The following is a 26,382-nucleotide window of genomic DNA, read 5'->3' on the forward strand; positions in this document are numbered from 1 at the left end:
GTATGACAGCGTGCTGACGGCCTGTCCCGGACACCCCGCCCGAGTTTCGGTTTCGGTTCGATGGCAGGTCTCCTGACTTGCGGGTCATCGCTTTGCCGACCTTCCCAGCCTTTCGGCCAGTGGTGTTCCGGCATTGCTCGCCGCTTACAGTTGCGGGGGCAGTCGCGGCCTTGGTCCGTTCCGGTTGTCCGGGCAGAACCGCACCGTGTTCCCTTTTCATCCCGCCCCGTGACCGGGGACGAGAACCATCACGTCATCGCTAGCGGGTGCCGGCGGGTCGAGTCAAGCGGGCTGTGTCAGGGATCAGGCGGACGCAGGGTCATCCTTGATCGGTCTTGACTCGCCGGGGGAAAAGATGCCGACTGAATTCGCTGAACTGAACGGTTCAGATCGTGGATGAGGGCACCATGCTAGACAACTCGCAGGCTGTGTTGACTGAGGATTTTCAGTTTCCCGCCGGCCCGGCCATGCTGTCGGCGCGGTTATACCTTCCCGTGGCCGAACCCAGTGTGGCGGTTGTCATCCATGGCGCGACGGGCGTGCCGCGGGACTATTACAAGCATTTTGCTCATTGGCTGGCGGCCGAACAGGGCATGGCCTGCCTGACCTACGATTACCGCGATTTTGGCCATTCGCTGCGCGGACCATTGAACAAGGCGCAGGCAACGATGGCGGACTGGGCTTTGACCGACATGCCTGCCGCCCGGGCCGAGATGCGGCGCAGGTTCCCGGGTGCGCCGCAATGGAGCATTGGTCATTCCGTTGGCGGGATGCTGGGGCCGGTTCAGCCGGATATTGACCAGATCGACCGCATGATCTGCGTCTGTTCCGGTGCGGTGACGGTTTCGGATCACCCCTGGCCCTATCGCGCGCTGGCAATGCTGTTTTGGTACGGTCACGTGCCGTTGGCGGTAAAGTATCTGGGCTACCTGCCCGGCAAGGCGGTGGGATTCGGGGCAGACCTGCCTGCCAGCGTCTATTGGCAATGGCGCAGATGGTGCACCGCACCCACCAACTACTTGCCCGAGATTGGTGCGACCTTGCCCGAAGCCCGTTGGGCGCAATCGAACACGCCCGTTGATCTGTTCGCCTTTGAGGATGACGATGTGGTTCCGCCCGAGGCTGTCTGGCGACTGGCCGATCTCTATGGGCCGAATGCGCGCCGACACCAGTTGTCCCCAGCTGAATTCGGCCTGTCCGAAGTCGGTCACATCGGCGCTTTTGCCCGCCGCAGCGCAGCCGTCTGGCCGCAGCTGATCGAGTAGGGCGCCGGAACCCAGCGCCCCGAAGGTCAGAGCCTTTTCCGGGATTTCCTGTCCTGCATCACGGACCGCACCATTTTCCCAAAAGCCTTGTCGCGCGCCCGGGATTGCGCTACGGTTTCCGAATTCCGCGCATCCTCGCGCCGCAACTTGCGCCACCGCTCCAGCCGTTGTCGATCAAGCGTTTCGGCCTCAATAGCCTCTTGTACGGCGCAGCCGGGTTCCGAAATATGCTGGCAATCGGAAAACCGGCACTGATCCGCCAGGTCCATAATGTCGGAAAACACTTCATCCACACCATCCTGCGCGTCCAGCAGGCGCAGGGCCCGCATCCCCGGCGTGTCGATCAGCCATCCGCCGTTTCGCATCCGGTGCAGCGCGCGCGCCGTGGTGGTGTGACGGCCGCGGGCGTCATCTTCCCGGATGCCCGCTGTCGCGGCATCATCACCGGTCATTGCGTTGGCCAGCGTCGTTTTACCAACACCGGACGATCCGACCAGCGCACCCGTCTGTCCAGCGGGGCACCAGGCCAGAACCTGATCCGCCGCTGCCGCGTCCAGCGCGTTGATCGTCAGAACGGTCAGAAACGGTGCCACAGATTGGGCCTGTATTTCATAATCTCGGGGATCGTCGCACCTGTCTGCCTTGGTCAGCAGCACAACCGGATAGCATCCGGCCTGATGAGCCAGTGCCAGATAACGCTCCAGCCGGGGCAGGCTGAAGTCAGCGTTGCACGAACTGACAATGAAAAGCACGTCGACATTCGCCGCGATCAGCTGCATCTGCGCACCCGTTCCTGCCGCCCGGCGCTGCAAAAGGCTGCGGCGATCGAGAAGGTGAAGAATGCGCATTTGCTCATCAGCGAGCACCCAGTCGCCCACCGCAAAAGCACCGGTGCTTTTGTCCGGCGTCAACAGCGGCGCTTCTCCTTGCGGGTTCAGGCCAATCAACCGGTCACGGTGAACGGCTGTAATGCGATAAGGGTCAAACGGGCTTTCCGCCGCGGTCTGCGCGGCAAAGTGAGAGGACCATCCGAGGTCCGGTAAACTAAGGGTCATTGATCTGCCTGTGTTCAGGTACAGCGAACCGCACAGATGGCAATCGCGCATCTGTCGGGTATGAGTTCAGGCAGTGACGGAATGTTTGCGTTCAGAACCGCGCTGCCTGAAGGGAAATTACTACAATCATAAAAGCCCTCCTTCGGCATGGGTTCAAAGTGAGAGGTTGGACATCGACCCAAGCGGGGCTCGTTGTGGCTGCTTCCTTCCGGACCTGACCAGGTTGGCGAGGCGCTCGCCCGCGCCAACCTCTCAGGGCTTGATATAGGCAATGATCCGGGGAAAGACAACCCGTCAGAGGGTCAGGCGAACCTGCAGAAACCCGGCATCGTCCTCGCCAATCACCAGGGGGTCGTATTCCTCAAGCTCTTTAAGATGTTGCCGGGCTTTTGCCCCGGTCCTCAGGATTGCCGATGCGCCGGGCAGGGGGGCAAGCCGAAAGGGGCGCGGCGCGTGTTCCAGCGGGTCTTCGGGCAGATCTCCGGACAGGTAGTCCTGAATCACCTGCTGGATGGGCAGCGTCGGCAAGGCAATCGGTTCGGCATTCCCGACAAACGGAAAATGCCCGCCGCCACTGGCGCGATAGGTGTTCAGGGCAACCACAAACATCTGGTCGTCATTGATCGGGCGCCCCCTGAACCGGATATCCGCGACCCGGCGCCGGGCCGGGTCGATCAGCCGCCCCTTCGCGTCATATCGTGGCGGCCCGGACAGATCGAACAGACAGCTCAGCCCCAGAATCACGTCGAAATTGTGCCCCGCGCGGTTCGGGTCGATCAGATCGGCGTTTGTGCCGGGTGTGATCCGGTTGAAGACCCCGGCGGACATTTCAAGCCAGTCCCGCAACTGGCCGCCCGTGACGACCAGCGCCTGCAATTCGTTGGGAAAAACATGCAGATCCGAGACATGGTGCCGGCGAACCTCACCCACCGGAACGTCCGTAAAGAACCGAGGTCCGGCACGACCGCCGAATTTGGTGGGCGACACCGCGGACAAGACGGGCAAGTCCGCAAATCGCGTTTCCCGAATGTGTGGGCGCAGCGCCGCCGCCTGAGCGGCCGCGACCAGATCCAGCCCGCGGTCCCGGGCGCAAAAGCTGAAATAGCTGTGCAGATGCCGCTCGGTTTGCCCGACGGGTTCTGCCGTTCGCCTGCGGGTTTCGGCATGACCCCGGGCAATAAGGCGCAGAACTTCGGGGTCTTCTGCAACCGGCTCCGGCGGGTGCCCGGGTATTGCGCGGCAGACAGGGCGCAGTTCGGTGCGGTGATCCGCAACCGACCATCTTCCGTCGTCGGACAGGATCAGCGTCAAGTCCATGACACCCAGATGCGACCCGGCCGAACCCGGCATTACAACGGGTTTGCCATGCACACGCCCCCGTAAGGCATCGACATGCTGTATACCGTCATGCGCTTTGCCGGGCAGGGTCAGATGCGAATGCCCGGCGATCAGCGCGTCGATCCCTTCGATTGCCGCCAATGGCAGAATCGCGTTTTCAAGATCGGGCTCGGCCTCCGCCGGTCCCAGCCCAGTATGCGCAAGGGCAAGTATCAGATCGCAGCCCTGCGCCCGAAGGTCCGGCACCACGTCCTGCGCGCAATTCAGCATGTCGTCGATGGCGACCCTGCCCGCCAGTCGATGTGCCTCCCATCTGGCGGTTTGGGGTGGCAAGACGGAGAATAGGCCGATCTTTAGGGGAATATGACCCGCATGCGTCGGCAATGTCCGGGTCAGGATCAGACGATCCCGCCAGGCTGTAGCGGCGTCCCGGCGGTATGCGTTGCTGCACAGAACGGGGCAAGGCGCATCCGCAATGATGCGTTCCAGCGTATCCAGCCCAAAGCCAAAGTCGTGATTGCCCAGCCCGATCGCGTCATAGCCCAGAGTGGCGAAAGCCCGCATCAGAATATGCGGTGCATTGGCCTCTTCGGCCGCCCACTCGCCAATCGGGGTGCCCTGCAGGGAATCTCCGTTGTCGAACAGCAAGACCTGCGCGCCTTCGGCCTCGGCTTCTTTGCGTGCAGACCGGATCCGGCTGGCGGTTCGCGCAAAGCCAATTGTCGGTTCCGGCGCGTCGGTGAAATAATCGAATCCGCCAAGATTCATGTGCAGATCCGACGTTGCCAGTATGCGTATCTGCAAGGAGGGTGGCGAGGCAGCAGGGGGAGGTTTCAAATTTCTACTTCTGGCAGTTTTGTATTAATCATTTTCAACAAAAAGAGTAGTCATTGCAATCTGTAAGGTGCACTTGCCGCCATTCGACTGCGTCGGGTGATGCACGCTGTCAGGAATTGTCGTTGCAACGGGTCGATTGCCGTGGCAGCCCTGTGCGGGGGACCCAAAGGAATTCCGATGAAAAACGCAGAAACTGTGACGTTTGGTGGCTCGGGCCTGGATCGCGCCGCGCATTTTCGTGGCAGCGCCGGGGACATTTTGCGCATGCGGGCGGATCCGCATGCAAAATGCCTGCTGCTGTGGCGCGGTAAGGTGCTGGTTCAGGGCGCAGCGCTGGATCGGCTGGGATTGGTCCAGATGGCACATGGTCTGGTCACCGACGGGCCGGGCGGTCGGGTGGAAGAACCCGTTTTTCTGGGCCTCTCGGAAGACGCGCCTGTGTTTGCCGTCGATATCTCGGACTGGTCCGCCGAGGGTCTGGATCTGTCTCAGGTCGGCGCGTTTCTCGACCGGTCAGAACAGCAGCATCCGGATCTTCCGCAGGGCCACGTCTTTGCCGAACTGCGCCGCGTGATGACACGGCTGTCGGCGCGGGATGCCGAACTGGCGGCGGCGGCCAAGGCTGTGATCGGGTGGCATGAGATTCACCGGTTTTGCGCGCGCTGCGGCGCACCCAGCGTATTGGCGCAGGCCGGGTGGCAACGCAGCTGCCCGTCCTGCGGGGGTCAGCACTTTCCACGCACCGATCCGGTGGTGATCATGTTGATCACGCACGCAGACTCGGTCCTGATGGGGCGATCGCCGGGCTGGCCCGAGGGGATGTATTCCCTGCTTGCCGGATTCGTCGAACCGGGCGAAACGCTGGAGGCTGCTGTCAGGCGCGAAGTCATGGAAGAGGCTGGAGTACCTGTCGGAGCCGTCTCGTACCTGTCCAGCCAGCCCTGGCCCTTCCCGGCCTCGCTGATGTTCGGCTGCGCGGGCGAGGCATTGTCGCGCGATATCACCATTGATCCGGTTGAAATCGAGGACGCAATCTGGGTCAGCAAATCCGAGATGTTGCAGGCATTTGCAGGCGAACATCCAACCCTGCTGCCCGCCCGAAAGGGCGCCATTGCGCATTTTCTGCTGCAAAACTGGCTTGCGGATACGCTCGACTGACAAAATACTGGGTGAAAGTCCAAGAGAACCAAGAGCCGACATGCAGTTTACAGCGCGCGAAGATATCGAAGCCCCCATCAATGCGGTGTTCGATATGGTTGCCGATTTCGAACGGTTCGAACGGATGGCGATGCGCCGTGGTATCGAGGTGCGCCGCCTGTCCGGTCACATGGCTGTAGTGCCCGGGACCCAGTGGGAAACCGAGTTCAAGCTGCGCGGCAAACCGCGTCAGGTCGCGATTGAGATGGCCGAGTGCGATCCGCCGTCGCACATGCGTTTCGTTGCGAAAAGCAAGGGAATGAACGGTGTCACGCTGGTTGAGTTTCTGGCCCTGTCACAGCGCAGAACGCGTCTGAGCGTGGAAATGTCGCTTGCGGCCAGATCCCTGCCGGCGCGGCTGTTGCTGCAATCGCTCAGGCTGGGTCAATCGCGGTTCCGCCGCCAGTTTCAGGTGCGCCTGCGGGAATTCGCCCGCGAAATGGAAGAGCGCCATTTGCACGGCAGCTAACGGTCGCTGTGCGTCAATGGGATCGGGGGTGTGATGGACAGTGTGACGATCCGCCAAGTTGACCCGGACGATGCCGTTGGAATCTCCGAAGTGCTGCAGGATATCGCGGCGGCGGGCAAACGCACCAAGCCAACCGATGCCGTATTCGCGCAGGCGCGCTACGTGGCGCATCCCGACCGGGTGCAATGCTCGGTCGCGCAGGACAAAAGTGGCAGAATTCTGGGGTTCCAGTCGCTGATACAGGCGGTCGACAACAACGCCTATGACGTGGCTGTCGGCTGGGGCATCATCGGCACGCACATCCGCCCGTCAGCAGCGCGTCGCGGAGTTGGGCGCGACCTATTCCGGGCAACGCTGAATGCGGCGCAAGTCGCCGGAATTCCAGCTATTGATGCGACGATTTCCGCCACCAACGCCGAGGGGCTGGCCTATTACGACGCAATGGGGTTCCTCGACTACAAGTGGCACAGCGGTGCCGTGTCGAAAAAATACGTCCTGCGATGACCTTTGCAAACCTGCCGGGTGTCAGCCGCGGGGCCGGGCGGCCGGGTAGACGCCCAGAACTTCGACATTGGTGGTGAAATGCTCAAGCTCTTCCATGGCCAGCTTCACACTCCGGTCGTCCGGATGCCCGACGATATCGGCATAGAACTGGGTCGCGGTGAAGGATCCGTCGACCATGTAGCTTTCCAGCTTGGTCATGTTGATGCCATTGGTCGCAAAGCCGCCCATCGCCTTGTAGAGCGCCGCCGGGATGTTGCGGACCTGAAACACGAAGCTGGTGATCATGCCGTGTTCGCCTCGCCGTGACAGATCCGCCTGCCGCGTCATCACCAGAAACCGGGTGGTGTTGTTGTCGCGGTCCTCGATATGGCGGGCCAGAACGTTCAGCCCGTAGATTTCGCCGGCCAGTTCGCTGGCCAGAGCCGCCGAGTGCAGCTCACCCTGTTCCGAAACCTCGCGCGCGGCGCGGGCGTTGTCGGGGCTGACCCGGCCGCGGATGTCATGTTTCTTCAGGAACCCCGCGCATTGCGGCAGCAGGACCAGATGCGAATGCGCCTCGGTGACATCCGCCAGCGTTGCACCGGGCACCGCCAGCAGGTTGATGTGGACACGGACGAACGCCTCGTCGATGATATGCAGCCCGCTATGGGGCAGCAGCCGGTGAATATCGGCCACCCGTCCATAGGTCGTGTTTTCGACCGGCAGCATCGCCAGATCGGCGTCACCGGCGCGGACCGATTCGATCACATCCTCGAAAGTGCGGCAGGGCAGGGCCTCCATATCGGGGCGGGCATTGCGGCAGGCCTCGTGGCTATAGGCGCCGGGTTCCCCCTGAAATGCGATACGTTTGGTCATTTGGTCGATTCCGTGCAACAAGTTCTTGAATTGGGCGTTTAGTCGCGGTGTCTATACCTTGCCTCTTGTTAGGGGAAGCCTTAGACACCCCGCAGACAGCTGAAATGGACTCGCGATCAATGTTCGACACGATGACAGTTACCAAGGCCGCAGCAGGCCTGTTTGGCACCTTCCTGGTGCTGCTTTTGGCCAAATGGGGTGCCGAGGCTCTCTACCACGCCGATGGGCATGGCGAGACGGCCTCTTACATCATCGAAACCGAGAGCGCAGGCGAAAGCGCCGACGGCGAAGAGGTGGTGTTCGAAGATATGCTGGCAGCGGCGGATCCCGAAAAGGGCGCCCGCGTGTTCCGCAAATGCACCGCCTGCCACAAGCTGGAAGATGGCGCCAACGGCACCGGTCCGTACCTGTATGGTGTGGTTGACCGCCCGGTTGCGTCGGCCAAAGGCTTCGGCGGGTATTCGGCGGCCATGCAGGCGCATGGCGGCAACTGGACGCCCGAAGCGCTGGACGCGTTCCTGGAACGCCCAAGCGCCTATATCTCGGGCACATCGATGAGCTTTGCCGGCCTGAAAAAGCCGCAGGAACGGGCCGATCTGATTGCTTATCTGCAGACCATCGGCAACTGATCCGGCGATCACGCGCGCAAAATTCAAAGCCGCTGCCAAGTGCAGCGGCTTTATTTTTTGTCTAAGTATAACTTCACAAAGCGTTCACGCATTCTAAACTTGCAAGTGTCAGTGCTGGTCTTTTAGCTGGCGCGGGCAAGATAAAGGTTAATGCGAACCGCAGGAGAGGCAGTTATGGCGAAAAATGAGTCCCGGACCTTCAGGTTCGACATGAACCGCAGAACCACCTTGCAACTGCTGGGGGCCAGCGCGCTGACAACAAGCCTGCCCGCCCTTCCCGGATTTGCCGCTGGCGTTGAAGAGGAAGAGGTTATCCGGGCGCATGGTTATTCGTTTTTCGGCGACCTGAAATACCCCTCGGATTATACGCATTTCGACTACGTAAACCCGGATGCGCCGGTCGGGGGCGAGATTTCGGTCAGCACGCGCGGCACGTTCGATGGCATGAACCGGTTCAACTGGCAGGGCAAGGCCGGGCTGTATTCCGGGCTGATCGCCGAGGGCATGTTCGGGGACGGACCTTTTGGCACCTCGACCCCGGCCGACAGCATTACCGAGCAATATTGCCTGATCGCCGAGGCGGTGGAATATCCGGTCAGCAAGACCTGGTGCGTCTTCCATATGCGCCCCGAAGCCCGGTTCGCTGATGGCACCGCGCTGACGGCGCATGACGCCGCCTTCACCCACGATCTGTTTCTGGAACAGGCGATCCGCAGCTATTCCCGCGCCGTCAAGCAACGCATCAAGGGTTACGAGATCATTGATGATCACACCATCAAGTACAATTTCGTCGATGGCATATCCCGCCGATCGCTGATTTCGCAGGTCGGCAATACACCGGTCTTTTCGAAGGATTGGTACGAAAGAACGGGTGAAAGGCTGGACAAGCAGAGTTGGAACACCCCGATGGGCAGCGGGCCTTACGTGGTCGACAGCTATGAGGCCAACCGGTTCATCGTCTATAAACGCAACCCGGATTACTGGGGTTGGCATCTGCCGATCAACAAGGGGCGGCATAATTTCGAACGGGTCCGCGTCGAGTATTTTGCGGATGACGCCGCTGAGTTTGAGGCGTTCAAAGCGGGTCTCTATACGTTCCGGGCCGAAGGCAGCACCAAGAAATGGGCGACCGGTTACAATTTCCCCGCCGTCGAGAAAGGGTATGTCAAGCTTGAGACGCTGCCCGACATGACGCCGCCGGCGGCCTCCGGGTTCGTGTTCAATTTCCTGCGTGAACCCTTCACGGATATCAAAGTCCGTGAGGCGCTGGGACTGGCATTCAATTTCGACTGGACCTCGGCCTCGCTGCAATATGGGCTGACGACGCAGCGCCACTCGTTCTCGGAAAATTCCGAAGTTCAGGCTTTTGGCGTGCCCGAAGGGGCAGAGAAGGCGTTTCTGGAAGGCCTGGGCGATGTCGTGCCGGCCGAGCTGATGACAGAAGAGGCGGTATTGGCCCATTCGTCCAACCCGGCCCGACCAACGGACCGTCGCAACAAACGCCGCGCGCTGAAACTGTTCGAAGAGGCGGGCTGGACCGTGGATGGAAGCGGCAAGCTGCGCAATGCGGATGGCGATCTGATGCAGTTCAAGATCATGCTGTCGGGTGCGTCCTCGGATACTGTCGAAGCGATCATTACGACCTATGTCGAAACCCTGCGGAATTTCGGCGTGTCGGTCGAGGCCGAGAAAGTGGACACCGCCCAGTACACCCAACGCTACTACGACAAGGACTGGGACATGATGTTCTTCCGGAACCAGCCCTTTGAGGTGGCCAGCACCGCGCTGAAACAGGCTTATGGGTCTGAAACCGCTGTCGTGTCGTCGTATAACCCGCAATCGCTGCAGGACCCGCTGATCGACGCGATCATCGAGCAATCCCTGCACACCAAATCGCGCGAAGAAGAGATCGCGGCCCTGCAGGCGCTGGATCGCGCCCTGCGGTTCCGGCGCATTCAGATCCCCGCCGGATATGTCGCCGAACACTGGGTTGCCTATTACGACATGTACGAGCATCCGGAAGAATTGCCGCCAAGGGGGCTTGGCTATCTCGATTTTTGGTGGTTCAACGAAGAAAAATACGAGGCCCTGAAGGCCGCTGGTGCGTTGAGGTAGCAAACCCTTGGGAGCATACATTCTCAGACGCCTGCTGTTGGTGATACCAACATTGCTGGGCATCATGATCGTCAATTTCACTTTGGTGCAGTTCGTTCCCGGCGGACCGATCGAACAAATTCTCGCGCAGATGCAGGGCGAAGGCGATGTTTTTGCCGGTTTCGCAGGGGGCGAAGGGGCCACCAACGAAGAGACATTTGGCTCTGACAGTGAATACATTGGTGCGCGCGGACTGCCGAAAGAGTTCATCGAAGATCTGGAAAAGGAATTCGGTTTCGACAAACCGCCGGTCGAACGGTTCCTGACGATGATGGGGAATTACCTGGTTCTGGATTTTGGAGAGAGCTATTTCCGCTCGATCAGCGTTATCGACCTGGTGCTTGAGAAGATGCCGGTTTCAATCTCTCTGGGCCTGTGGTCGACCCTGATCGCCTATCTGGTGTCGATCCCGCTGGGTATCCGCAAGGCGGTGAAGGACGGGTCGAAATTCGACACCTGGACCAGCGGCACGATCATCGTGGCCTATGCCATCCCCGGCTTCCTGTTTGCGATCCTGCTGCTGGTTCTGTTCGCCGGCGGGTCCTACTGGCAGATTTTCCCGCTGCGCGGACTGACATCGGATAACTGGGAAAGCCTCAGCCTGTTCGGCAAGATCGCGGATTATTTCTGGCACATCACGCTGCCCATCATTGCGCTGACCATTTCGGCTTTTGCGACGCTGACACTTCTGACCAAGAACTCGTTTCTGGACGAGATCAAGAAACAATATGTCATGACCGCCCGCGCCAAGGGGCTTAGCGAAGGCAAGGTTCTCTATGGGCACGTATTCCGCAACGCGATGCTGATCGTCATCGCCGGTTTTCCGGCCGTGTTCATCGGCGTGTTCTTTGGCGGTTCGATCATTATCGAAACGATATTCTCGCTGGACGGGCTGGGTCGTCTGGGGTTCGAGGCCGCCGTGGCCCGCGATTACCCGGTGATTTTCGGCACGCTGTTCATCTTTGGCCTGATGGGTCTGGTTGTCGGGATCATCAGCGACCTGATGTATGTGCTGGTGGACCCGCGCATCGACTTCGAAAAGCGGGAGGGGTAGATGGCGCTTTCCCCGCTGAACCAGCGCCGCTGGCGCAATTTCCGGCGCAATGGCCGGGCGTTCTGGTCCCTGATCATCTTCTCGGTTCTGTTCGGCCTGTCGCTGTTTGCCGAGTTTATCGCCAACGACAAGCCGATCCTGGTCAAGTACCGCGGTGAGTTCTACACCCCGATCTTCAATTTCTACGCCGAGACCGAGTTCGGCGGCGATTTCCAGACCGAGGCGATCTATAGCGACCCCGAGGTGAAATGCCTGATCGACAGTGGTGGGTTGGAACAGTGTTTCGACGACCCCGAAGGAATTGTCGACCAGATCAGGGCCGGGACGTATGAGGCCGAAGGCTTTGAGCGCGGCTGGGCCATCTGGCCGCTGATCCCCTATTCCTACAACACCAGCGTGGACCGTCCCGGCGCGGCCCCCCTGCCGCCCAACGGGCAGAACCTGCTGGGCACCGACGACACCAAGCGCGATGTTCTGGCGCGGGTGATCTACGGTTTCCGGCTGTCGATCCTGTTCACGCTGCTGGTGACCGGCGCGGCCAGTCTGATCGGGATATTCGCCGGGGCCATTCAGGGCTTTTTCGGCGGCTGGCTGGACCTGATCTTTCAGCGGATCATCGAAATCTGGTCCGCCACGCCGTCGCTTTATGTGATCATCATCATGTTTGCCATTCTGGGACGAAGTTTCTGGCTTTTGGTGGCGCTGATGATCCTGTTCGGCTGGACGGGTCTGGTTGGCGTTGTGCGTGCCGAATTCCTGCGTGCGCGGAACCTGGAATATGTGCGCGCCGCGCGGGCGCTGGGCGTGGGCAACATGACCATCATGTTCCGCCATATGCTGCCCAACGCCATGGTGGCGACACTGACCTTTATGCCCTTTATCGTGACCGGCACCATCGGCGGTCTGGCCAGTCTCGATTTCCTTGGCTTCGGCCTGCCGTCTTCGGCCCCGTCACTGGGCGAACTTACGCTGCAGGCGAAACAGAACCTGCAGGCGCCATGGCTGGCATTCACCGCTTTCTTCACCTTTGCCATCATGCTGTCGCTGCTTGTCTTCATCTTCGAAGGCGTCCGCGATGCGTTTGACCCCAGAAAGACCTTTTCATGAGCCTGCTCGACGTGAACAACCTCAAGGTCTCGTTCCGGCAGGACGGACAGGTTTCGGCGGCGGTCAGGGGCGTGTCCTTCACCGTGGACCGCGGCGAGACCGTCGCGCTGGTTGGTGAATCCGGGTCGGGCAAGTCGGTAACCGCCCTGTCCACCGTGTCCTTGCTGGGCGACAGCGCATTGGTCGAGGGATCGGTTCGGTATGACGGGCAGGAGATGATTGGCGCATCCGAGGACAGGCTGATGGATGTGCGCGGCAACGACATCAGCTTTATCTTTCAGGAGCCGATGACGTCGCTCAACCCGCTGCACACGATCCACAAGCAGATGGCCGAGTCGCTGGCCCTGCATCAGGGGCTGAAAGGCGACGCGACCCGCGACCGGATCGTCGAACTGCTGACCAAGGTGGGCATCCGTGATCCGCAAGAGCGGCTGGACAGCTATCCGCACCAACTGTCCGGGGGACAGCGCCAGCGGGTGATGATCGCGATGGCGCTGGCCAACAAGCCGGACATTCTGATCGCTGATGAACCGACGACTGCACTGGACGTCACGATACAGGCGCAGATACTGGAACTGCTGGCCGAACTGCAGAAATCCGAGAATATGGGAATGCTGTTCATCACCCACGATCTGGGCATCGTCCGCCGCATTGCCGACCGGGTCTGCGTGATGAAGGACGGCGAGATTGTCGAGACCGGTGCCACCGCGGAAATTTTCGACAACCCGCAACACCCCTATACGCGCAAGCTGCTGGCGGCTGAACCGTCGGGTCATCCCGACCCGGTGGCGACAGATGCCGAAGAGGTGGCGCGCACCGATCACCTCAAGGTCTGGTTCCCGATCCAACGCGGGTTTCTGAAACGCACCGTGGGTTACGTGAAGGCGGTGAATGATGCCACGCTCAGCGTGCGCGCGGGTGAAACGGTGGGCATCGTGGGCGAAAGCGGATCAGGCAAGACAACGCTGGCGCTGGCAATCATGCGGCTGATCGCGTCCGAGGGCGGCATAACCTTCCGCGACCGGGATGTGCGCCGCTGGTCCACGCGTGAGCTGCGCCGGCTGCGCAAGGACATGCAGATCGTGTTTCAGGACCCCTTCGGCAGTCTCAGCCCACGGATGACGTGCCAGCAGATCATCGCCGAGGGGCTGGCGATCCATAATGTCGACCCTCACCGCGCCCCGCGGGAACTGGTGGCCGAAGTGATGACCGAAGTTGGTCTGGACCCGACCGCGATGGACCGTTATCCGCACGAATTCTCGGGCGGGCAGCGTCAGCGCATCGCCATCGCGCGCGCCATGGTCCTGCGGCCCAAGCTGCTGGTTCTGGATGAACCCACCAGTGCGCTGGACATGACCGTGCAGGTGCAGATTGTCGATCTACTGCGTGACCTGCAGCGGAAATACGGTCTGGCTTATCTGTTCATCAGCCATGACCTTAAGGTCGTGCGCGCCATGTCGCATAACGTGATCGTCATGCGGAACGGGGATGTCATCGAGATGGGATCGGCGGAAGACCTGTTTGAAAACGCGCAAACGGACTACACCCGCGAACTGATAGCGGCGGCGGGCTGAAATCCGCCCGCCACCCGTTCTCAGGCGCTGGCTTTTTCGCGATCGGCCCCTTTTGGTACCGGTCCGCGCAGTTCCTCATAGTGATCAAAGCTCAGCTTCACCCACCCGGTGCCGCGCGTGGCGCTGGCGAGGGTGCGATGCAGCTCGTCTTCGGCAACGGCAGGAAGCTGGGCGTTGAAAATCTCCCACCCGGACGCGTTGGGATTGCCTTCAAAGCCCAGAACCTGACCTTGCAGCGAACTAATGGTCGGGACCAGATCACCTACGAAATCTGACGGCAGGTGAATCTCGGCGTTCAGGATGGGTTGCAGAACCACGGGCTTGGCCTGTGGCAACGCCTCGCGCACCGCGTTCTTGCCGGCAGTGCGGAACGCATAGTCCGAGCTGTCCACGTTATGGTGCTTGCCATCGCTCAGCGTGACTTTGACGTCAACAACCGGGAACCCTTCGGGACCCTGTGCCAGCGCGTCCTGCGCCCCGTGTTCGACCGAGGGGATATAGTTCTTGGGCACCGCGCCGCCCTTGACGATTTCCTCGAACTGGAACCCCGATCCGCGCGGCATCGGCGCGATCGAAATCACCACGTCCGCAAATTGCCCCGCGCCGCCGGATTGTTTGCGGTGGCGGTGCCGGTGCTCGACCGGCGCGCGGATCGTTTCGCGATAGGCGGTTTCGACCTGTTCGGTTCCGATCTCGATCCCGAAATCTTCGTCCAGCTTGGCGGTGACGCGCCGCATATGTTGCGGCCCTTGCGAGCCTAGAATGGCATGACCGCTCAGTTCGTCCTGTGCCAGTTGCAGGCCCGGATCAATCTCGACCAACCTGGACAATGCGTTGGACAGGCGCACATCGTCGCGCTCGTGCGCCGGCAGAACGATCTGCCGGTGCGCGGCGGGGTGCGACGCCGCCCATTCGGGCAGCGGGGTCGCCGCGCTGCTGTCGTACAGGTATCCGGGATTGAGGTGATCGGACTTGACGGCCAGCCCGATTTGCCCGGCTTCTATTTCGGAAATCTGTGTCTTGGCATCCAGCGTGGTCAGGTTGCCGACCGTTTCACCGCCCAGGTTTTCATGCGCCTTGACGCCTGCACCCAAACCGCGCAGCACCACGATCTTGCCGATGTGCTTTTTGACATCGGCAAAGCCCGCAATGGCGCGCGCGTCTTCCGCGGCTTCGTCGCGGCCGGCGGCGATATCGAATTCCGGCGCCTCGTGCCGCAAAGCCTTCATCAGACGGGTCAGGCCGTTGCCATGGCTGGCCGCGCCCAGGCAGGCGGGAATCAGCTGATGGTTCTGCAAAACCTGCGCGGCGAGGTCATAGATTTCCGCGCTGGGCGGTTGCTTGTCCTCGATCAGTTGCTCCAGCAAGTTGTCATCGAAATCCGACAAGGTCTCCAGCAATTCGGTCCGGGCTTCCTGTTCGCGGTCTTCGACGGATTGCGGCAGTTCGATCAGGGCCGAGGGTTTGCCTTCCTGATACTTCCACGCCCGTTCCGAGATCAGATCGACCGCGCCCACGATAGTGTCCCCGTCGCGGATCGGAACCTGGCGAAGCGTGATGTGGTGCGCGCAATAGGTCTGTAGGGACGAGATGATGTCGCGGATTCGGCCGTTGGGATTGTCCATCCGGTTGATGAACAGAAAACAGGGGATGCCCGCCTCTTCAACCAGTCGCAGGTAAGGTGCGCACAGAACGGCGGCATTCGGGTCCGGTGGCACAACGATGACCGCCGCGTCCGAAATTGCCAAGGCTGGGCCGACATAGGCCAGGTTGTCGCCGCCACCGTCCACATCGACGGCGCACCAGGGCTCGCCCAAGTAAGAAAAACCGTGCAAATGCACGGTTCCGGATACGTCGAATGTGGTGGGTCGGTCGTCGAGGCGGCTAATGGCCTCGACCAGAGTGGTCTTGCCCGATTGGCTGGGGCCGAGGACGGTGAAAACGCGCATGGGTGTTGTCCCTCTTTCCGGTTGCAGAACGGCTGCGCGAAAGGGGTGGCCTGACGCGGATGCGTTGGCACGGGATGTCTTGTACTCGGCCTGCCTCGGGCGCGGGCGGGATGATGCCCGCCCTGCGAGTGTGGAAAAAACCGACCCGCCGCGTCAAGCCCTGTCCTCTTGTCGGGTCAGATTGCTGAACTGTGGCCGGCTTTGCTCAGGTCATATGCGTCAAAGCTGCGGGCGATCATGCGGGTCAGCGCGCGCGCTTCGGGCGGAATGAACAGGCCGTCATCGGTGATCCGCAGCAAGCCGTCGAACGCGGCATTGGCGTTTCGGTACATGTCCTGCAATGCAGTGGCCGAGATGTCGTGATCGCGCAGAATCTCGGCCGAGCTGATGCGGAAATCGCACATCAGGGCTTCGATCAGCCGGGCGCGCAGAACGTCCTGCCCCTTGAACAGATGCCCGCGCGAGGTTGAGAAGCGGCCCTCGCGGATTGCTTTGGTATGGGCCGACGTCGCCGGCGCGTTCTGCGCGTATCCCTGCGGAAAGCGCGAGATCGAGCTGGCCCCGACGCCGATCAATATGTCGGCCTGATCGTCAGTGTAACCCTGAAAGTTCCGCCGCAGCCGGCCGGTCCGCAGTGCATGGGTCAGGCCGTCATCCTGCGTTGCAAAATGGTCGATGCCGATCTCGGCGTAATCGTCCCACATGAACAGGCGGCGCGCTGTGTCGAACAGGTCAAGCCGCTGTTCGGGGGTAGGCAGGGCATCGGACGGAATCAGCTGCTGGCGCTTGGCCATCCAGGGCACATGCGCATAGCCGTAAAGCGCCACCCGGTCCGGGCTGAGCGACAGCAATTTCTGCACGCTCTCCGTCATCCGGGTCTTGGTCTGGTGCGGCAGCCCGTACAGAATGTCCGCGTTCAGGCTGGCGATACCGCGTGCGCGGATCATGTCCACTGCCGCGCGGGTGGTGTCATAGCTTTGAATGCGTCCGATGGTTTTCTGGATTTCATCGTCGAAATCCTGAACCCCGATCGAGGCGCGGTTCATGCCGGCCTCGGCCAGCGCGTCCAGCCGGGCCTCATCAATCTCGTTCGGGTCGATTTCAACCGAAAACTCTGCATCCGGCCCCAGCGGCACCACATCCAGAATGCGGGCGGCCAGATCGCGCATCAGGTCGGGGTTCAGCAGGGTTGGCGTGCCGCCGCCCCAGTGCAGGCGCGACAGGGTGACGCCCGCGGGCAGGCGTTCGGCCAGCAGATCCAGTTCCGCCTTCAGGACATCCACATAGGCAATCACCGGGTTGTCCGTCTGCGTGCCCTGCGTCCGGCAGGCACAGAACCAGCACAGCCGGCGGCAGAACGGAACATGGATATACAGCGACACGGCGCTGCCCGGTTTGATCCCGGAAATCCAGTCAGCATAAAGGCTTGACCCCACATCGTTGCTGAAATGCGGGGCGGTGGGATAGCTTGTGTAACGCGGGACTTTCGCGTCAAATAGTCCAAGCTTGGCCAATTGTGGTTTCACTATCATGGCGATACCGTTAAAGGACGGCTCGCCTAGATACCTTGACCGAGATCAAGTGGAAACGTGCATGACACCGATTGTGAAATTCGACCATACGAACTGTGCAGATTGCCCAATCCGGCACCGGGCCGTGTGCGCCCATTGTGATGCGGACGAGCTGGAAGAGCTTGAAGGGATTAAGTATTATCGCAGTTTCGAGGCCGGGCAGACGATTATCTGGTCCGGGGACCAGATGAATTTCGTGGGATCCGTCGTCTCGGGGATCGCTTCGTTGACGCAGACGATGGAAGACGGCCGCACGCAGATGGTGGGCCTTTTGCTGCCCAGCGATTTCGTCGGGCGGCCGGGGCGCGACACGGCGCCCTATGACGTGCAGGCGACAACCGATCTGGTCATGTGCTGTTTCCGCAAGAAACCGTTCGAGGAGCTGATGGGCAACACGCCCCACATTGCGCACCGGCTGCTACAGATGACCCTGGATGAGCTTGATGCCGCCCGCGAATGGATGCTGGTTCTGGGCCGTAAGACCGCCCGCGAAAAGATCGCCAGCCTTCTGTCGATCATCGCGCGCCGCGATGCGTCGATTGGCCAAAACGGGAGCGCGGCACCGATCGTGTTCGACCTGCCCCTGACGCGCGAAGCGATGGCCGACTATCTTGGGCTGACGCTGGAGACGGTCAGCCGGCAGATTTCAGCCCTGAAAAAGGACGAGGTCATCACTCTGGAAGGCAAGCGCCATGTCACCATTCCGGATATGGGTCGCCTGATGGAAGAGGCGGGCGACGATTCGGATGGCGGGTTTCTGGTCTGAGCCCGTCATTGCGTGACTGGACGCGCAGGTCGTGATTTACTGACGCCCTGAGAAACAATTCGCAGGAGCAGGCCATGGTATTCAGTAGTATTCTGGCGATGTTGTTCATCGGCGCCGTTGCCGGATGGCTTTCGGGCAAGATCATGGAAGGCCGCGGGTTTGGCCTGATCGGCAATATTATTGTCGGCGTCGTGGGCGCGTTTCTGGCCGGAACGATCTTTCCGGCGATGGGGTTTGCCGTCGGTGGCGGATTGTTCTCTTCAATCCTCTTCGCCACGATTGGCGCGGTCATCCTACTGTTTCTGATCGGGCTGGTGCGGCGCGGGTGAAAACCGCCCCGAGGGGCGGTTTTTCTTCGGACACGCGCCGCCTAGTGGGCCAGAAATACCGGCACCAGCGATTGTTCCAGCATATTGCGGGTCGCTCCGCCCAGAATCGCCTCGCGGAACCGGGAGTGGCCGTACGCGCCCATGACGATCATGTCCGCCTCGGTATCGGAGGCGTGGCGGTTCAGGATATCCGACACCCGTGTCATGGTCTTGCTCAGCACGTCAATTTCGCATTTCACCCCGTGGCGGGCCAGCATTTGCGACAGCATCCCCCCCGGATCCGAGCGGTCCGGCCCGTGGCGCGGCGGGTCGATCACGACGATGCGCACCAGTTCAGCCTGCTTCAGGAAGGGCAGCGCCCGGCGAATGGCGCGCATCGCTTCGACGCTTTCGTTCCATCCGATCAGGATCGTGCCCGGGCGCTCGACGGGTTTCGTATCATCCGGTGTGATCAGAACCGGCGCGTGGCCCTCGAACATCGCCGCCTCGACGATGGGCTCGGCCTCGGCACCGCGGTCTTCTCCGTAGGGTTGCGGCAGGATAACAAGGTCGGCGAACCGGGCACGGTGGGCGACATGACGGCCAATATCTGCGATCTGTGCCACGCCGCTTTCCGCGGACCAGCGGATACTGGTCTTGGAAAGGTAGTCCTTTGCATGCGCCAGCAATTCGTCGGCCTCGGCATTGGCGCGGCTTAGTGTTTCCTGAAGGATCAGGGCGTTGGCCCCGGCATAGTAATATCCGGTCTGGCTGCGGTCGACGCCCAGGCAGAGGGCTTCGGCATGCGCGTCCTGCGCACCTGCCAGAGCCGCCATCTGCGTCAGCGCCAGCTCGCCCTGTTTGGCGTCTGTCATGACAGTGAGAAGGGATTTGTAAGCCATATTTTGACCTCTTGCCTTGGGGGCGTGTCGGGCTGCGGCCTGATGGCCCAGTTGTTTGTTTACGATTGTCACAGAAATCAGGCTATTGTCTTGACACAGATCAAAGCAGTTCTGGCCACTGTTCGACAAAACGGCAGCCAGTCAAAAGGGTCCTGCGACAAACAAGAATCGCGCGGGGCATGGCAAAGGGACGCAATATGTCAAATTACATCAAGCTGATCGTGCTTGGTCTGGTCGTGGTATTTGCCGCGATCGGAACCAATTATGCACGCGATTTGGCGTATCAGGTGCACGCAATTCTGGTGATGCTGATCGCCGGTGGGTTGTTCATCTGGACGCTTCGAAACACGGATGAGCCAGATATTCTTGTCGATCGTTCGGGAGAGTACATGGACGACGTGATCCGCTATGGCGTGATCGCGACCGCATTCTGGGGCGTCGTCGGGTTTCTGGCAGGGACCTTCATTGCGTTCCAGCTGGCCTTTCCGGTGCTGAATTTCGAATGGGCGCAGGGTTATCTGAATTTTGGCAGATTGCGTCCGTTGCATACTTCGGCCGTCATTTTTGCCTTTGGCGGCAACGCGCTGATCGCGACCTCGTTCTATGTGGTGCAGCGCACCAGCGCCGCGCGCCTGTGGGGTGGGAACCTCGCGTGGTTCGTATTCTGGGGCTACCAGCTGTTTATCGTGCTGGCGGCGACAGGTTACGTTCTGGGCGGCACCCAGTCCAAGGAATACGCCGAACCCGAATGGTATGTTGATCTGTGGCTGACCATCGTCTGGGTTGCTTATCTGGCCGTCTACCTCGGCACGATCATCAGGCGGAAAGAGCCCCATATCTATGTGGCGAACTGGTTCTATCTGGCTTTCATCGTCACCGTCGCCATGCTGCACCTGGTCAACAACATGACCATCCCCGTCAGCATCTGGGGTTCGAAATCGGTCATAGTCTGGTCGGGTGTGCAGGATGCGATGATCCAGTGGTGGTATGGCCACAACGCGGTGGGCTTCTTCCTGACCGCGGGCTTCCTGGGCATGATGTATTACTTCATCCCGAAACAGGCCGAGCGTCCGGTGTTCAGCTACAAACTGTCGATCATCCACTTCTGGGCGCTGATCTTCCTGTATATCTGGGCTGGTCCGCACCATCTGCACTATACCGCGCTGCCTGACTGGGCCTCGACGCTGGGCATGGTGTTCTCGGTGATCCTGTGGATGCCGTCCTGGGGCGGTATGATCAACGGTCTGATGACCCTGTCTGGTGCCTGGGACAAACTGCGCACCGACCCGGTGATCCGGATGATGGTGATCTCGGTTGGCTTCTACGGCATGTCCACATTTGAAGGTCCGATGATGTCGATCCGCGCTGTGAACAGCCTCAGCCACTACACCGACTGGACCATTGGTCACGTGCATTCGGGCGCGCTGGGTTGGAACGGCATGATCACCTTTGGTGCGCTGTACTTCCTGGTGCCTGTCCTGTGGAAGCGCGAGCGTCTGTATTCTCTGCAGATGGTCAGCTGGCACTTCTGGCTCGCCACCATCGGCATCGTGCTCTACGCCGCGTCGATGTGGGTCACCGGTATCATGGAAGGTCTGATGTGGCGCGAAGTGGATGCCAACGGTTTCCTGGTGAACTCGTTCGCCGACACCGTGGCCGCCAAGTTCCCGATGTACGTGGTGCGTGCGCTGGGCGGTGTCCTGTTCGTCGCCGGCTCGGTGATCATGTGCTACAACCTGTGGATGACTGTGCGGAAAGCGCCGGCCAAAGAGGCCAGCCTGACCGTCGCGGTCCCGGCTGAATAAGGAGGGCCGGAGCAATGGCAATTCTCGACAAACATAAGATCCTCGAGACCAACGCGACCCTCCTGCTGATCTTCAGCTTTCTGGTCGTGACCATCGGTGGCATCGTGCAGATCACCCCGCTGTTCTATCTTGAGAACACCATCGAAAAGGTGGAGGGCATGCGCCCTTACACCCCCCTGGAGATGGCGGGGCGTGAGATCTACATCCGCGAAGGCTGCTATGTCTGCCACAGCCAGATGATCCGCCCGATGCGGGATGAGGTCGAACGCTATGGCCACTATTCGCTGGCGGCCGAGTCGATGTACGATCACCCGTTCCAATGGGGGTCGAAGCGGACCGGGCCGGACCTGGCCCGCGTCGGTGGCCGCTATTCGGACCAGTGGCATATCGACCACCTGCGCGATCCGCAGTCGGTTGTGCCGGAATCGGTCATGCCGAAATACGGCTTTCTGGAGCATCGCAAGATTGACGGCAAGTATATCGCCGACGTCATGAAGGCGAACGCGCTTCTGGGTACGCCTTATACCGAAGAGATGCTGGAGAACGCTCAGGCCGACTTCCGCGCGCAGGCTGACCCGGACAGCGATTTTGACGGATTGCTGGAACGCTATGGCGACAAGGTCAGCGTGCGCAATTTTGACGGTCAGCCCGAGCTGACCGAGGCCGATGCGATGGTCGCTTATCTGCAAATGCTGGGCACGCTGGTCGACTTCTCGACCTTCACCCCGGTCGCCAACCGCTGAAGGAGGGTGTGATGGAAGAATATACTCTCTTACGGCAGTTCGCGGACAGTTGGATGCTGCTTGTCCTGTTCGTCTTCTTCGTCGGCATCGTGATCTGGGTGTTCCGCCCCGGTGCCAGCAAAGAATACAAGGACACCGCCAACATCCCGTTCCGGCACCAAGATAAACCGGCCACATCCGAGGAGGCGCGGAAATGAGCAAACCATCTGAAAAACTGCCGGGCGATCCAAACACAACCGGACATTCCTGGGATGGCATCGAAGAGTTCGACAATCCGATGCCGCGCTGGTGGCTGTGGACTTTCTACGCCACCATCTTCTGGGGCGTGATCTACACCGTCATGTACCCGGCATGGCCGCTGGTGCAATCGGCAACCGCCGGTGTGCTGGGCTGGTCGTCGCGGGCTCTGGTTCAGGAAGAGATGGTGGCCTTCGAAGAAGCCAACGCGCCGTGGAACGCCAAACTGGTGGAAACGCCGCTGGAAGACATCTCGAAGGATGCCGAGTTGCAGCAATATGCCGTCAACTCGGGCGGAGCGGTCTTCCGGACCTGGTGTGCTCAGTGCCACGGATCGGGTGCGCAGGGCGCGCCGGGTTTCCCGAACCTGCTGGATGACGCATGGCTTTGGGGCGGTTCGCTTGAGGATATCGAAACCACAATCGCCTATGGCATCCGGAACGAGGAAAGCGACGATGCGCGCTATTCCGAGATGCCGGCCTTTGGCGAAATCCTTGAAGGTGAAGAGATCACCCAAGTGGTGCAGTACGTCATGTCGCTGACCAATGCGCAAACCGACGACGCGGCAGCGCAGGCAGGCAAGGTTGTCTATGAGGACAATTGCGCGGTCTGCCATGGCGATGACGCCAAGGGCGATGTCTTTCAGGGCGCGCCGAACCTGACCGACGCGATCTGGCTTTACGGTGGCAGCGAAGAGGCGCTGACCGAGACGGTCACATACAGCCGCTTCGGCGTGATGCCCGCCTGGGAAAACCGTCTGACCGACGCGCAGATCCGCGCGGTAACGGCCTATGTCCACCAGTTGGGTGGCGGTCAGTAACGGCAAAAGAATACCTTCGGACGGCTTGCCGCCCGAAGGTTGCGGCACCGGCTGTTCCATCTGTTCGCGCGTTTCCTGAACAGCCGGTGCTTTTTTCGCAGATTACCGATCCGTTCCGATCCGGTCCAGAGGACCTGTCATTTCCGCCTGGAACGATCCGCGCGCGTGTCTTCTTTCCACCAGTGACTTTCCGGCAGCCATTCGCGTTTGCGTGTTTCACCGCCCGTATCCGTCTTGGTGGCGACCATGAAGGATTTCGCGAGAATTGAGAGCATCAGACCTCTCCTGAATTGGGTTTCGATTGAAACCAAGATTGACCCCAGGCCAGAGAAATGCGACTCAATTGGCATTTCAGTATGTAATCAGGGCTTACATATGGATTGGTTGAAGATGCCGCCCCTTGCTTCGCTCAAGGCCTTTTCTGCCTTTGCCCAGGCAGGGAATGTCGTTCGGGCTGGCGCAGCGCTGAATGTCAGTCATGCTGCCATCAGTCAGCAATTGCGCGCGCTGGAAAAGCATCTGGGCGCCGCTCTGCTGGACCGGAGCGGAAAGTCCCTGACCCTGACACCCCAGGGCGAGAAACTGGCCCGCGCCCTGCATCTTGGATTTGGCGCCATCGGAGACGCCGTGGCCGACCTGATGCAGTTTGCCGAAGATCGCCCTGTCCACGTCTCGCTGACCGCGTCATTTGCCGCGTCCTGGCTGATGCCGCGACTGCCCGCGTTTCAGGCAGAGCATCCGGACATCCCTCTGGTGCTGGATCCGTCCCCTGCGCTGGTCAGCCTTGGGCCGGGTGGCGTGGATGTGGCGATCAGATATGGCACGGGAAACTGGCCCGGCGTGAACGCGCAAATGCTGCTGGCAAGCCCGATCGTGATCGTAGCCGCGCCATCTTTGCTGGACGGCAGGACCGCGATGACGCCGGATGAACTGAGCCAGTTGCCGTGGCTTGAGGAACTCGGCACCACCGAGGCGACCTCGTGGCTGGCGCGGCAGGGGGTCGCACACGGACCCCGTGCCGGGCGTATCGCTTTGCCGGGGAATTTGCTGCTGGACGGGTTGCGTGCCGGGCAGGGTGTAACCGTGACGGCGCGACATTTTGTCGAAGGTGACATTGCATCGGGCCGTCTTGTCGAACTGTTCCGTGAACCCGGTGAGCGCGGCTATTTCGTTGTGACAGGGGATGCGGCCCTTCGTCCCTCGGTCAGAACTTTTGTTGGGTGGATCAGGCGGCAAGCTGCTAGGATGTGACAAAAGGTGTCTGTGCGATGCGCTTTTGACCCATGTCAAAGAGCCTATCTTTGTGATCTGGAACAAGACGCCCAAAAACAGCCACATCTGGAGCTTGCCCGTGAGCGATTCCGACCCCGCCCCCAGCCTGTACGCTGCAAGGGAGCCCATTTTTCCCCGGCGCGTTTCCGGACCGTTTCGCAACCTGAAATGGATCATCCTCGCGGTCACATTGGGAATTTACTACATAACGCCCTGGATCAGATGGGATCGCGGCCCCAGCCTGCCGGATCAGGCGGTGCTGCTGGATCTGGCAAACCGCAGGTTCTATTTCTTCTGGATCGAAATCTGGCCGCATGAGTTCTATTTTGTCGCGGGCCTGCTGATCATGGCTGGTCTGGGCCTGTTCCTGTTCACTTCGGCGCTGGGGCGCGTGTGGTGCGGCTATGCCTGCCCGCAGACGGTCTGGACCGATCTGTACATTCTTGTCGAACGCTGGATCGAAGGCGACCGGAATGCCCGGTTGCGGCTGCATCGTCAGGAAAAGCTGGATTTCCGCAAGGTGCGTCTGCGGGTGACGAAATGGACCGTGTGGCTGCTGATCGGTCTGGCGACAGGCGGGGCCTGGGTGTTCTATTTTGCTGACGCGCCGACGCTGGCCCGCGATCTGGTCACGGGCGCGGCCCATCCGGTGGCTTATACGACCATTTTGATCCTGACCGGCACGACCTTCCTGTTCGGCGGCTTCGCGCGCGAGCAAATCTGTATCTATGCCTGCCCCTGGCCCCGCATTCAGGCCGCGATGATGGACGAGGATACGCTGGTCGTCGGCTATCGCGAATGGCGCGGCGAGCCGCGCGGCAAAGGTAAACGCACGGCGGATTCCGAACTGGGCGACTGCATCGACTGCATGGCCTGCGTGAATGTCTGCCCGGTGGGCATCGACATCCGCGACGGACAGCAGCTTGAATGCATCACCTGCGCGCTGTGCATCGATGCCTGCGATGACATGATGGCCAAGATCGGCAAGCCCCGGGGCCTGATCGACTATATGGCGCTGAGCGATGAGACCCGCGAACGGTCGGGTGAGCCCCCCAAGAGCGTGTGGAAGCATATTCTGCGACCCCGCACGATCATGTATACGGGGCTTTGGGCGGCGGTTGGTTTCGCGATGCTGTTTGCCCTATTCATCCGGTCCGATATCGACCTGACCGTGGCACCGGTGCGAAACCCGACATTTGTCACCCTGTCCGATGGCACGATCCGCAACACCTATGATGTGCGCCTGCGCAACAAGCATGGCGAGGATCGTCTGTTCAAACTGTCGCTGGCCGGTGATCCGGCGATGCGGGTGGTGATCGAAGGGACAAACCTTGATACCGTCAACGTGACGGCGGACACGGCCCAGCTGCAACGCGTGTATATCCTTGCCTCTAAGGACACAGGCCCGGCAGGCGCGGATTCAACGCCGGTCCGCATCTGGGTCGAAGATCTGCAAAGCGGCGAGCGGGCCTATAAGGACACCACCTTTAACGGACGGGGAAACTGAGATGGCCGAGCGGCAATTTACCGGAAAGCACGCCCTGGCCATCTTTGTCGCCGCCTTCGGGGTGATCATCGCCGTGAATCTGGTTCTGGCCTACAATGCCGTCAAAACCTTTCCGGGGCTTGAGGTCAAAAACTCTTACGTGGCCAGCCAGGAATTCAACGAGCGCCTGCAAGAGCAGCAGGCGCTGGGGTGGACCATCCGTGCCGAGGTGTCGGGCGGTCTGCTGATCCTGCACATCACCGATCAGAACGGCGCCCCGGTTGAGGTCGCCGAACTGCAGGCCGTTGTCGGGCGCGCCACGCATGTGAAAGAGGACTTCTCGCCGGATTTCACCTTTGACGGACGAGTGTATGCAACCCCGGCATCGTTGGGCAAGGGGAACTGGAACATCCGGCTGGTCGCCAAAGACGGAAACGGTGCCGAGTTCGCTCAGCGTGTTCCGCTTTATGTGAAAGGCTGACGGG

At 60.7% G+C, this 26,382-nt stretch carries 25 protein-coding genes, 1 other RNA gene and 1 riboswitch; of the genes, 18 read left to right on the forward strand and 8 right to left on the reverse strand.

Annotation, left to right across the window (positions count from 1 at the left end; translation table 11 throughout):
• Positions 1-45: 45 nt before the first annotated feature.
• A riboswitch (cobalamin riboswitch) is annotated at positions 46-265 on the reverse strand.
• A gap of 142 nt (positions 266-407) precedes the next feature.
• Positions 408-1,265: an alpha/beta hydrolase family protein gene (locus tag ACXAC3_RS05355; RefSeq protein ID WP_475157732.1), complete on the forward strand. Its 858-nt coding sequence runs from the start codon at positions 408-410 to the stop codon at positions 1,263-1,265.
• 26 nt (positions 1,266-1,291) lie between these two features.
• Here the strand turns inward: ACXAC3_RS05355 and rsgA are convergent, their stop codons facing one another.
• From rsgA to ACXAC3_RS05370, 3 genes are all read right to left on the reverse strand, one after another.
• Positions 1,292-2,320 (reverse strand): ribosome small subunit-dependent GTPase A, encoded by a 1,029-nt coding sequence (rsgA, locus tag ACXAC3_RS05360; protein WP_475157734.1) that lies wholly within the window; start codon positions 2,318-2,320, stop codon positions 1,292-1,294.
• A gap of 156 nt (positions 2,321-2,476) precedes the next feature.
• Positions 2,477-2,575: signal recognition particle sRNA small type (gene ffs / locus ACXAC3_RS05365), an RNA gene on the reverse strand.
• Between the two features lie 39 nt (positions 2,576-2,614).
• Complete coding sequence (locus ACXAC3_RS05370) at positions 2,615-4,495, reverse strand: bifunctional 2',3'-cyclic-nucleotide 2'-phosphodiesterase/3'-nucleotidase (RefSeq protein WP_475157735.1); 1,881 nt, start codon at positions 4,493-4,495, stop codon at positions 2,615-2,617.
• 177 nt (positions 4,496-4,672) lie between these two features.
• Here ACXAC3_RS05370 and nudC point away from each other — a divergent pair, with 177 nt between their 5' ends.
• From nudC to ACXAC3_RS05385, 3 genes are read left to right on the forward strand one after another with little or no spacing between them, the layout of a single operon-like run.
• On the forward strand, positions 4,673-5,653 hold the full coding sequence (gene nudC, locus ACXAC3_RS05375) for an NAD(+) diphosphatase (RefSeq protein ID WP_475157737.1): 981 nt from the start codon (positions 4,673-4,675) through the stop codon (positions 5,651-5,653).
• A 40-nt stretch (positions 5,654-5,693) separates the two neighbouring features.
• Complete coding sequence (locus ACXAC3_RS05380) at positions 5,694-6,161, forward strand: SRPBCC family protein (protein WP_475157739.1); 468 nt, start codon at positions 5,694-5,696, stop codon at positions 6,159-6,161.
• A gap of 33 nt (positions 6,162-6,194) precedes the next feature.
• On the forward strand, positions 6,195-6,665 hold the full coding sequence (locus ACXAC3_RS05385) for an N-acetyltransferase family protein (RefSeq protein ID WP_475157741.1): 471 nt from the start codon (positions 6,195-6,197) through the stop codon (positions 6,663-6,665).
• Between the two features lie 21 nt (positions 6,666-6,686).
• Here the strand turns inward: ACXAC3_RS05385 and ACXAC3_RS05390 are convergent, their stop codons facing one another.
• Entirely contained in the window at positions 6,687-7,520 is an 834-nt protein-coding gene (locus tag ACXAC3_RS05390) for a prephenate dehydratase (RefSeq protein WP_475157742.1), read from the reverse strand.
• Between the two features lie 119 nt (positions 7,521-7,639).
• Between ACXAC3_RS05390 and ACXAC3_RS05395 the strand changes: the two genes are divergently transcribed.
• The 5 genes from ACXAC3_RS05395 (at position 7,640) to ACXAC3_RS05415 (ending at position 14,038) form a co-directional block, all read left to right on the forward strand.
• The gene (locus tag ACXAC3_RS05395; RefSeq protein ID WP_475163378.1) at positions 7,640-8,149 is read left to right on the forward strand and encodes a c-type cytochrome; all 510 of its coding nucleotides are present in this window, start codon (positions 7,640-7,642) and stop codon (positions 8,147-8,149) included.
• Between the two features lie 174 nt (positions 8,150-8,323).
• On the forward strand, positions 8,324-10,264 hold the full coding sequence (locus ACXAC3_RS05400) for an extracellular solute-binding protein (protein ID WP_475157744.1): 1,941 nt from the start codon (positions 8,324-8,326) through the stop codon (positions 10,262-10,264).
• Positions 10,265-10,271: 7 nt separating this feature from the next.
• Positions 10,272-11,357, forward strand: a complete 1,086-nt coding sequence (locus ACXAC3_RS05405; RefSeq protein ID WP_475157746.1) for a microcin C ABC transporter permease YejB — start codon at positions 10,272-10,274, stop codon at positions 11,355-11,357.
• Positions 11,358-12,464, forward strand: a complete 1,107-nt coding sequence (locus tag ACXAC3_RS05410) for an ABC transporter permease (protein WP_475157749.1) — start codon at positions 11,358-11,360, stop codon at positions 12,462-12,464.
• Positions 12,461-14,038: an ABC transporter ATP-binding protein gene (locus ACXAC3_RS05415; protein WP_475157751.1), complete on the forward strand. Its 1,578-nt coding sequence runs from the start codon at positions 12,461-12,463 to the stop codon at positions 14,036-14,038. The genes ACXAC3_RS05410 and ACXAC3_RS05415 overlap by 4 nt, the downstream gene beginning before the upstream one ends.
• A 20-nt stretch (positions 14,039-14,058) precedes the next feature.
• Here ACXAC3_RS05415 and ACXAC3_RS05420 read toward each other — a convergent pair whose 3' ends face one another.
• Together ACXAC3_RS05420 and hemN are read right to left on the reverse strand one after the other, a co-directional pair.
• Entirely contained in the window at positions 14,059-15,987 is a 1,929-nt protein-coding gene (locus ACXAC3_RS05420; protein WP_475157753.1) for an elongation factor G, read from the reverse strand.
• A 176-nt stretch (positions 15,988-16,163) separates the two neighbouring features.
• A complete protein-coding gene (gene hemN, locus ACXAC3_RS05425) occupies positions 16,164-17,519 on the reverse strand; it encodes an oxygen-independent coproporphyrinogen III oxidase (RefSeq protein WP_475157755.1) in 1,356 nt (451 codons plus the stop codon).
• 61 nt (positions 17,520-17,580) lie between these two features.
• Here hemN and fnrL point away from each other — a divergent pair, with 61 nt between their 5' ends.
• Entirely contained in the window at positions 17,581-18,324 is a 744-nt protein-coding gene (fnrL, locus tag ACXAC3_RS05430) for a transcriptional regulator FnrL (RefSeq protein ID WP_475157757.1), read from the forward strand.
• A 74-nt stretch (positions 18,325-18,398) separates the two neighbouring features.
• A complete protein-coding gene (locus tag ACXAC3_RS05435) occupies positions 18,399-18,653 on the forward strand; it encodes a GlsB/YeaQ/YmgE family stress response membrane protein (RefSeq protein ID WP_475157758.1) in 255 nt (84 codons plus the stop codon).
• A 41-nt stretch (positions 18,654-18,694) separates the two neighbouring features.
• On the opposite strand, the gene ACXAC3_RS05440 is transcribed toward ACXAC3_RS05435, so the two are convergent.
• The gene (locus tag ACXAC3_RS05440; protein ID WP_475157760.1) at positions 18,695-19,534 is read right to left on the reverse strand and encodes a universal stress protein; all 840 of its coding nucleotides are present in this window, start codon (positions 19,532-19,534) and stop codon (positions 18,695-18,697) included.
• Positions 19,535-19,731: 197 nt separating this feature from the next.
• Between ACXAC3_RS05440 and ccoN the strand changes: the two genes are divergently transcribed.
• Genes ccoN through ccoP form a run of 4 tightly spaced genes read left to right on the forward strand, consistent with a single transcriptional unit; the run spans position 19,732 to position 23,139 of the window.
• Positions 19,732-21,339, forward strand: coding sequence for a cytochrome-c oxidase, cbb3-type subunit I (ccoN, locus tag ACXAC3_RS05445; RefSeq protein WP_475157761.1), 1,608 nt, complete (start codon positions 19,732-19,734; stop codon positions 21,337-21,339).
• Between the two features lie 14 nt (positions 21,340-21,353).
• Complete coding sequence (gene ccoO, locus ACXAC3_RS05450) at positions 21,354-22,082, forward strand: cytochrome-c oxidase, cbb3-type subunit II (RefSeq protein WP_475157763.1); 729 nt, start codon at positions 21,354-21,356, stop codon at positions 22,080-22,082.
• An 11-nt stretch (positions 22,083-22,093) separates the two neighbouring features.
• On the forward strand, positions 22,094-22,279 hold the full coding sequence (locus ACXAC3_RS05455; RefSeq protein ID WP_475157765.1) for a cbb3-type cytochrome c oxidase subunit 3: 186 nt from the start codon (positions 22,094-22,096) through the stop codon (positions 22,277-22,279).
• Complete coding sequence (gene ccoP, locus ACXAC3_RS05460) at positions 22,276-23,139, forward strand: cytochrome-c oxidase, cbb3-type subunit III (RefSeq protein ID WP_475157767.1); 864 nt, start codon at positions 22,276-22,278, stop codon at positions 23,137-23,139. Before ACXAC3_RS05455 ends, ccoP begins: the two co-directional genes overlap by 4 nt.
• Positions 23,140-23,276: 137 nt before the next feature.
• Here the strand turns inward: ccoP and ACXAC3_RS05465 are convergent, their stop codons facing one another.
• Complete coding sequence (locus ACXAC3_RS05465) at positions 23,277-23,414, reverse strand: hypothetical protein (protein WP_475157769.1); 138 nt, start codon at positions 23,412-23,414, stop codon at positions 23,277-23,279.
• A gap of 100 nt (positions 23,415-23,514) precedes the next feature.
• Between ACXAC3_RS05465 and ACXAC3_RS05470 the strand changes: the two genes are divergently transcribed.
• From ACXAC3_RS05470 to ACXAC3_RS05480, 3 genes are all read left to right on the forward strand, one after another.
• A complete protein-coding gene (locus tag ACXAC3_RS05470; RefSeq protein WP_475157770.1) occupies positions 23,515-24,390 on the forward strand; it encodes a LysR family transcriptional regulator in 876 nt (291 codons plus the stop codon).
• A gap of 100 nt (positions 24,391-24,490) precedes the next feature.
• Positions 24,491-25,918, forward strand: coding sequence for a cytochrome c oxidase accessory protein CcoG (gene ccoG, locus ACXAC3_RS05475; protein WP_475157771.1), 1,428 nt, complete (start codon positions 24,491-24,493; stop codon positions 25,916-25,918).
• 1 nt (position 25,919) lies between these two features.
• Complete coding sequence (locus ACXAC3_RS05480) at positions 25,920-26,378, forward strand: FixH family protein (protein WP_475157772.1); 459 nt, start codon at positions 25,920-25,922, stop codon at positions 26,376-26,378.
• Positions 26,379-26,382 lie beyond the last annotated feature (4 nt).

The organism is Ruegeria sp. ABV4_181 (assembly GCF_056158465.1).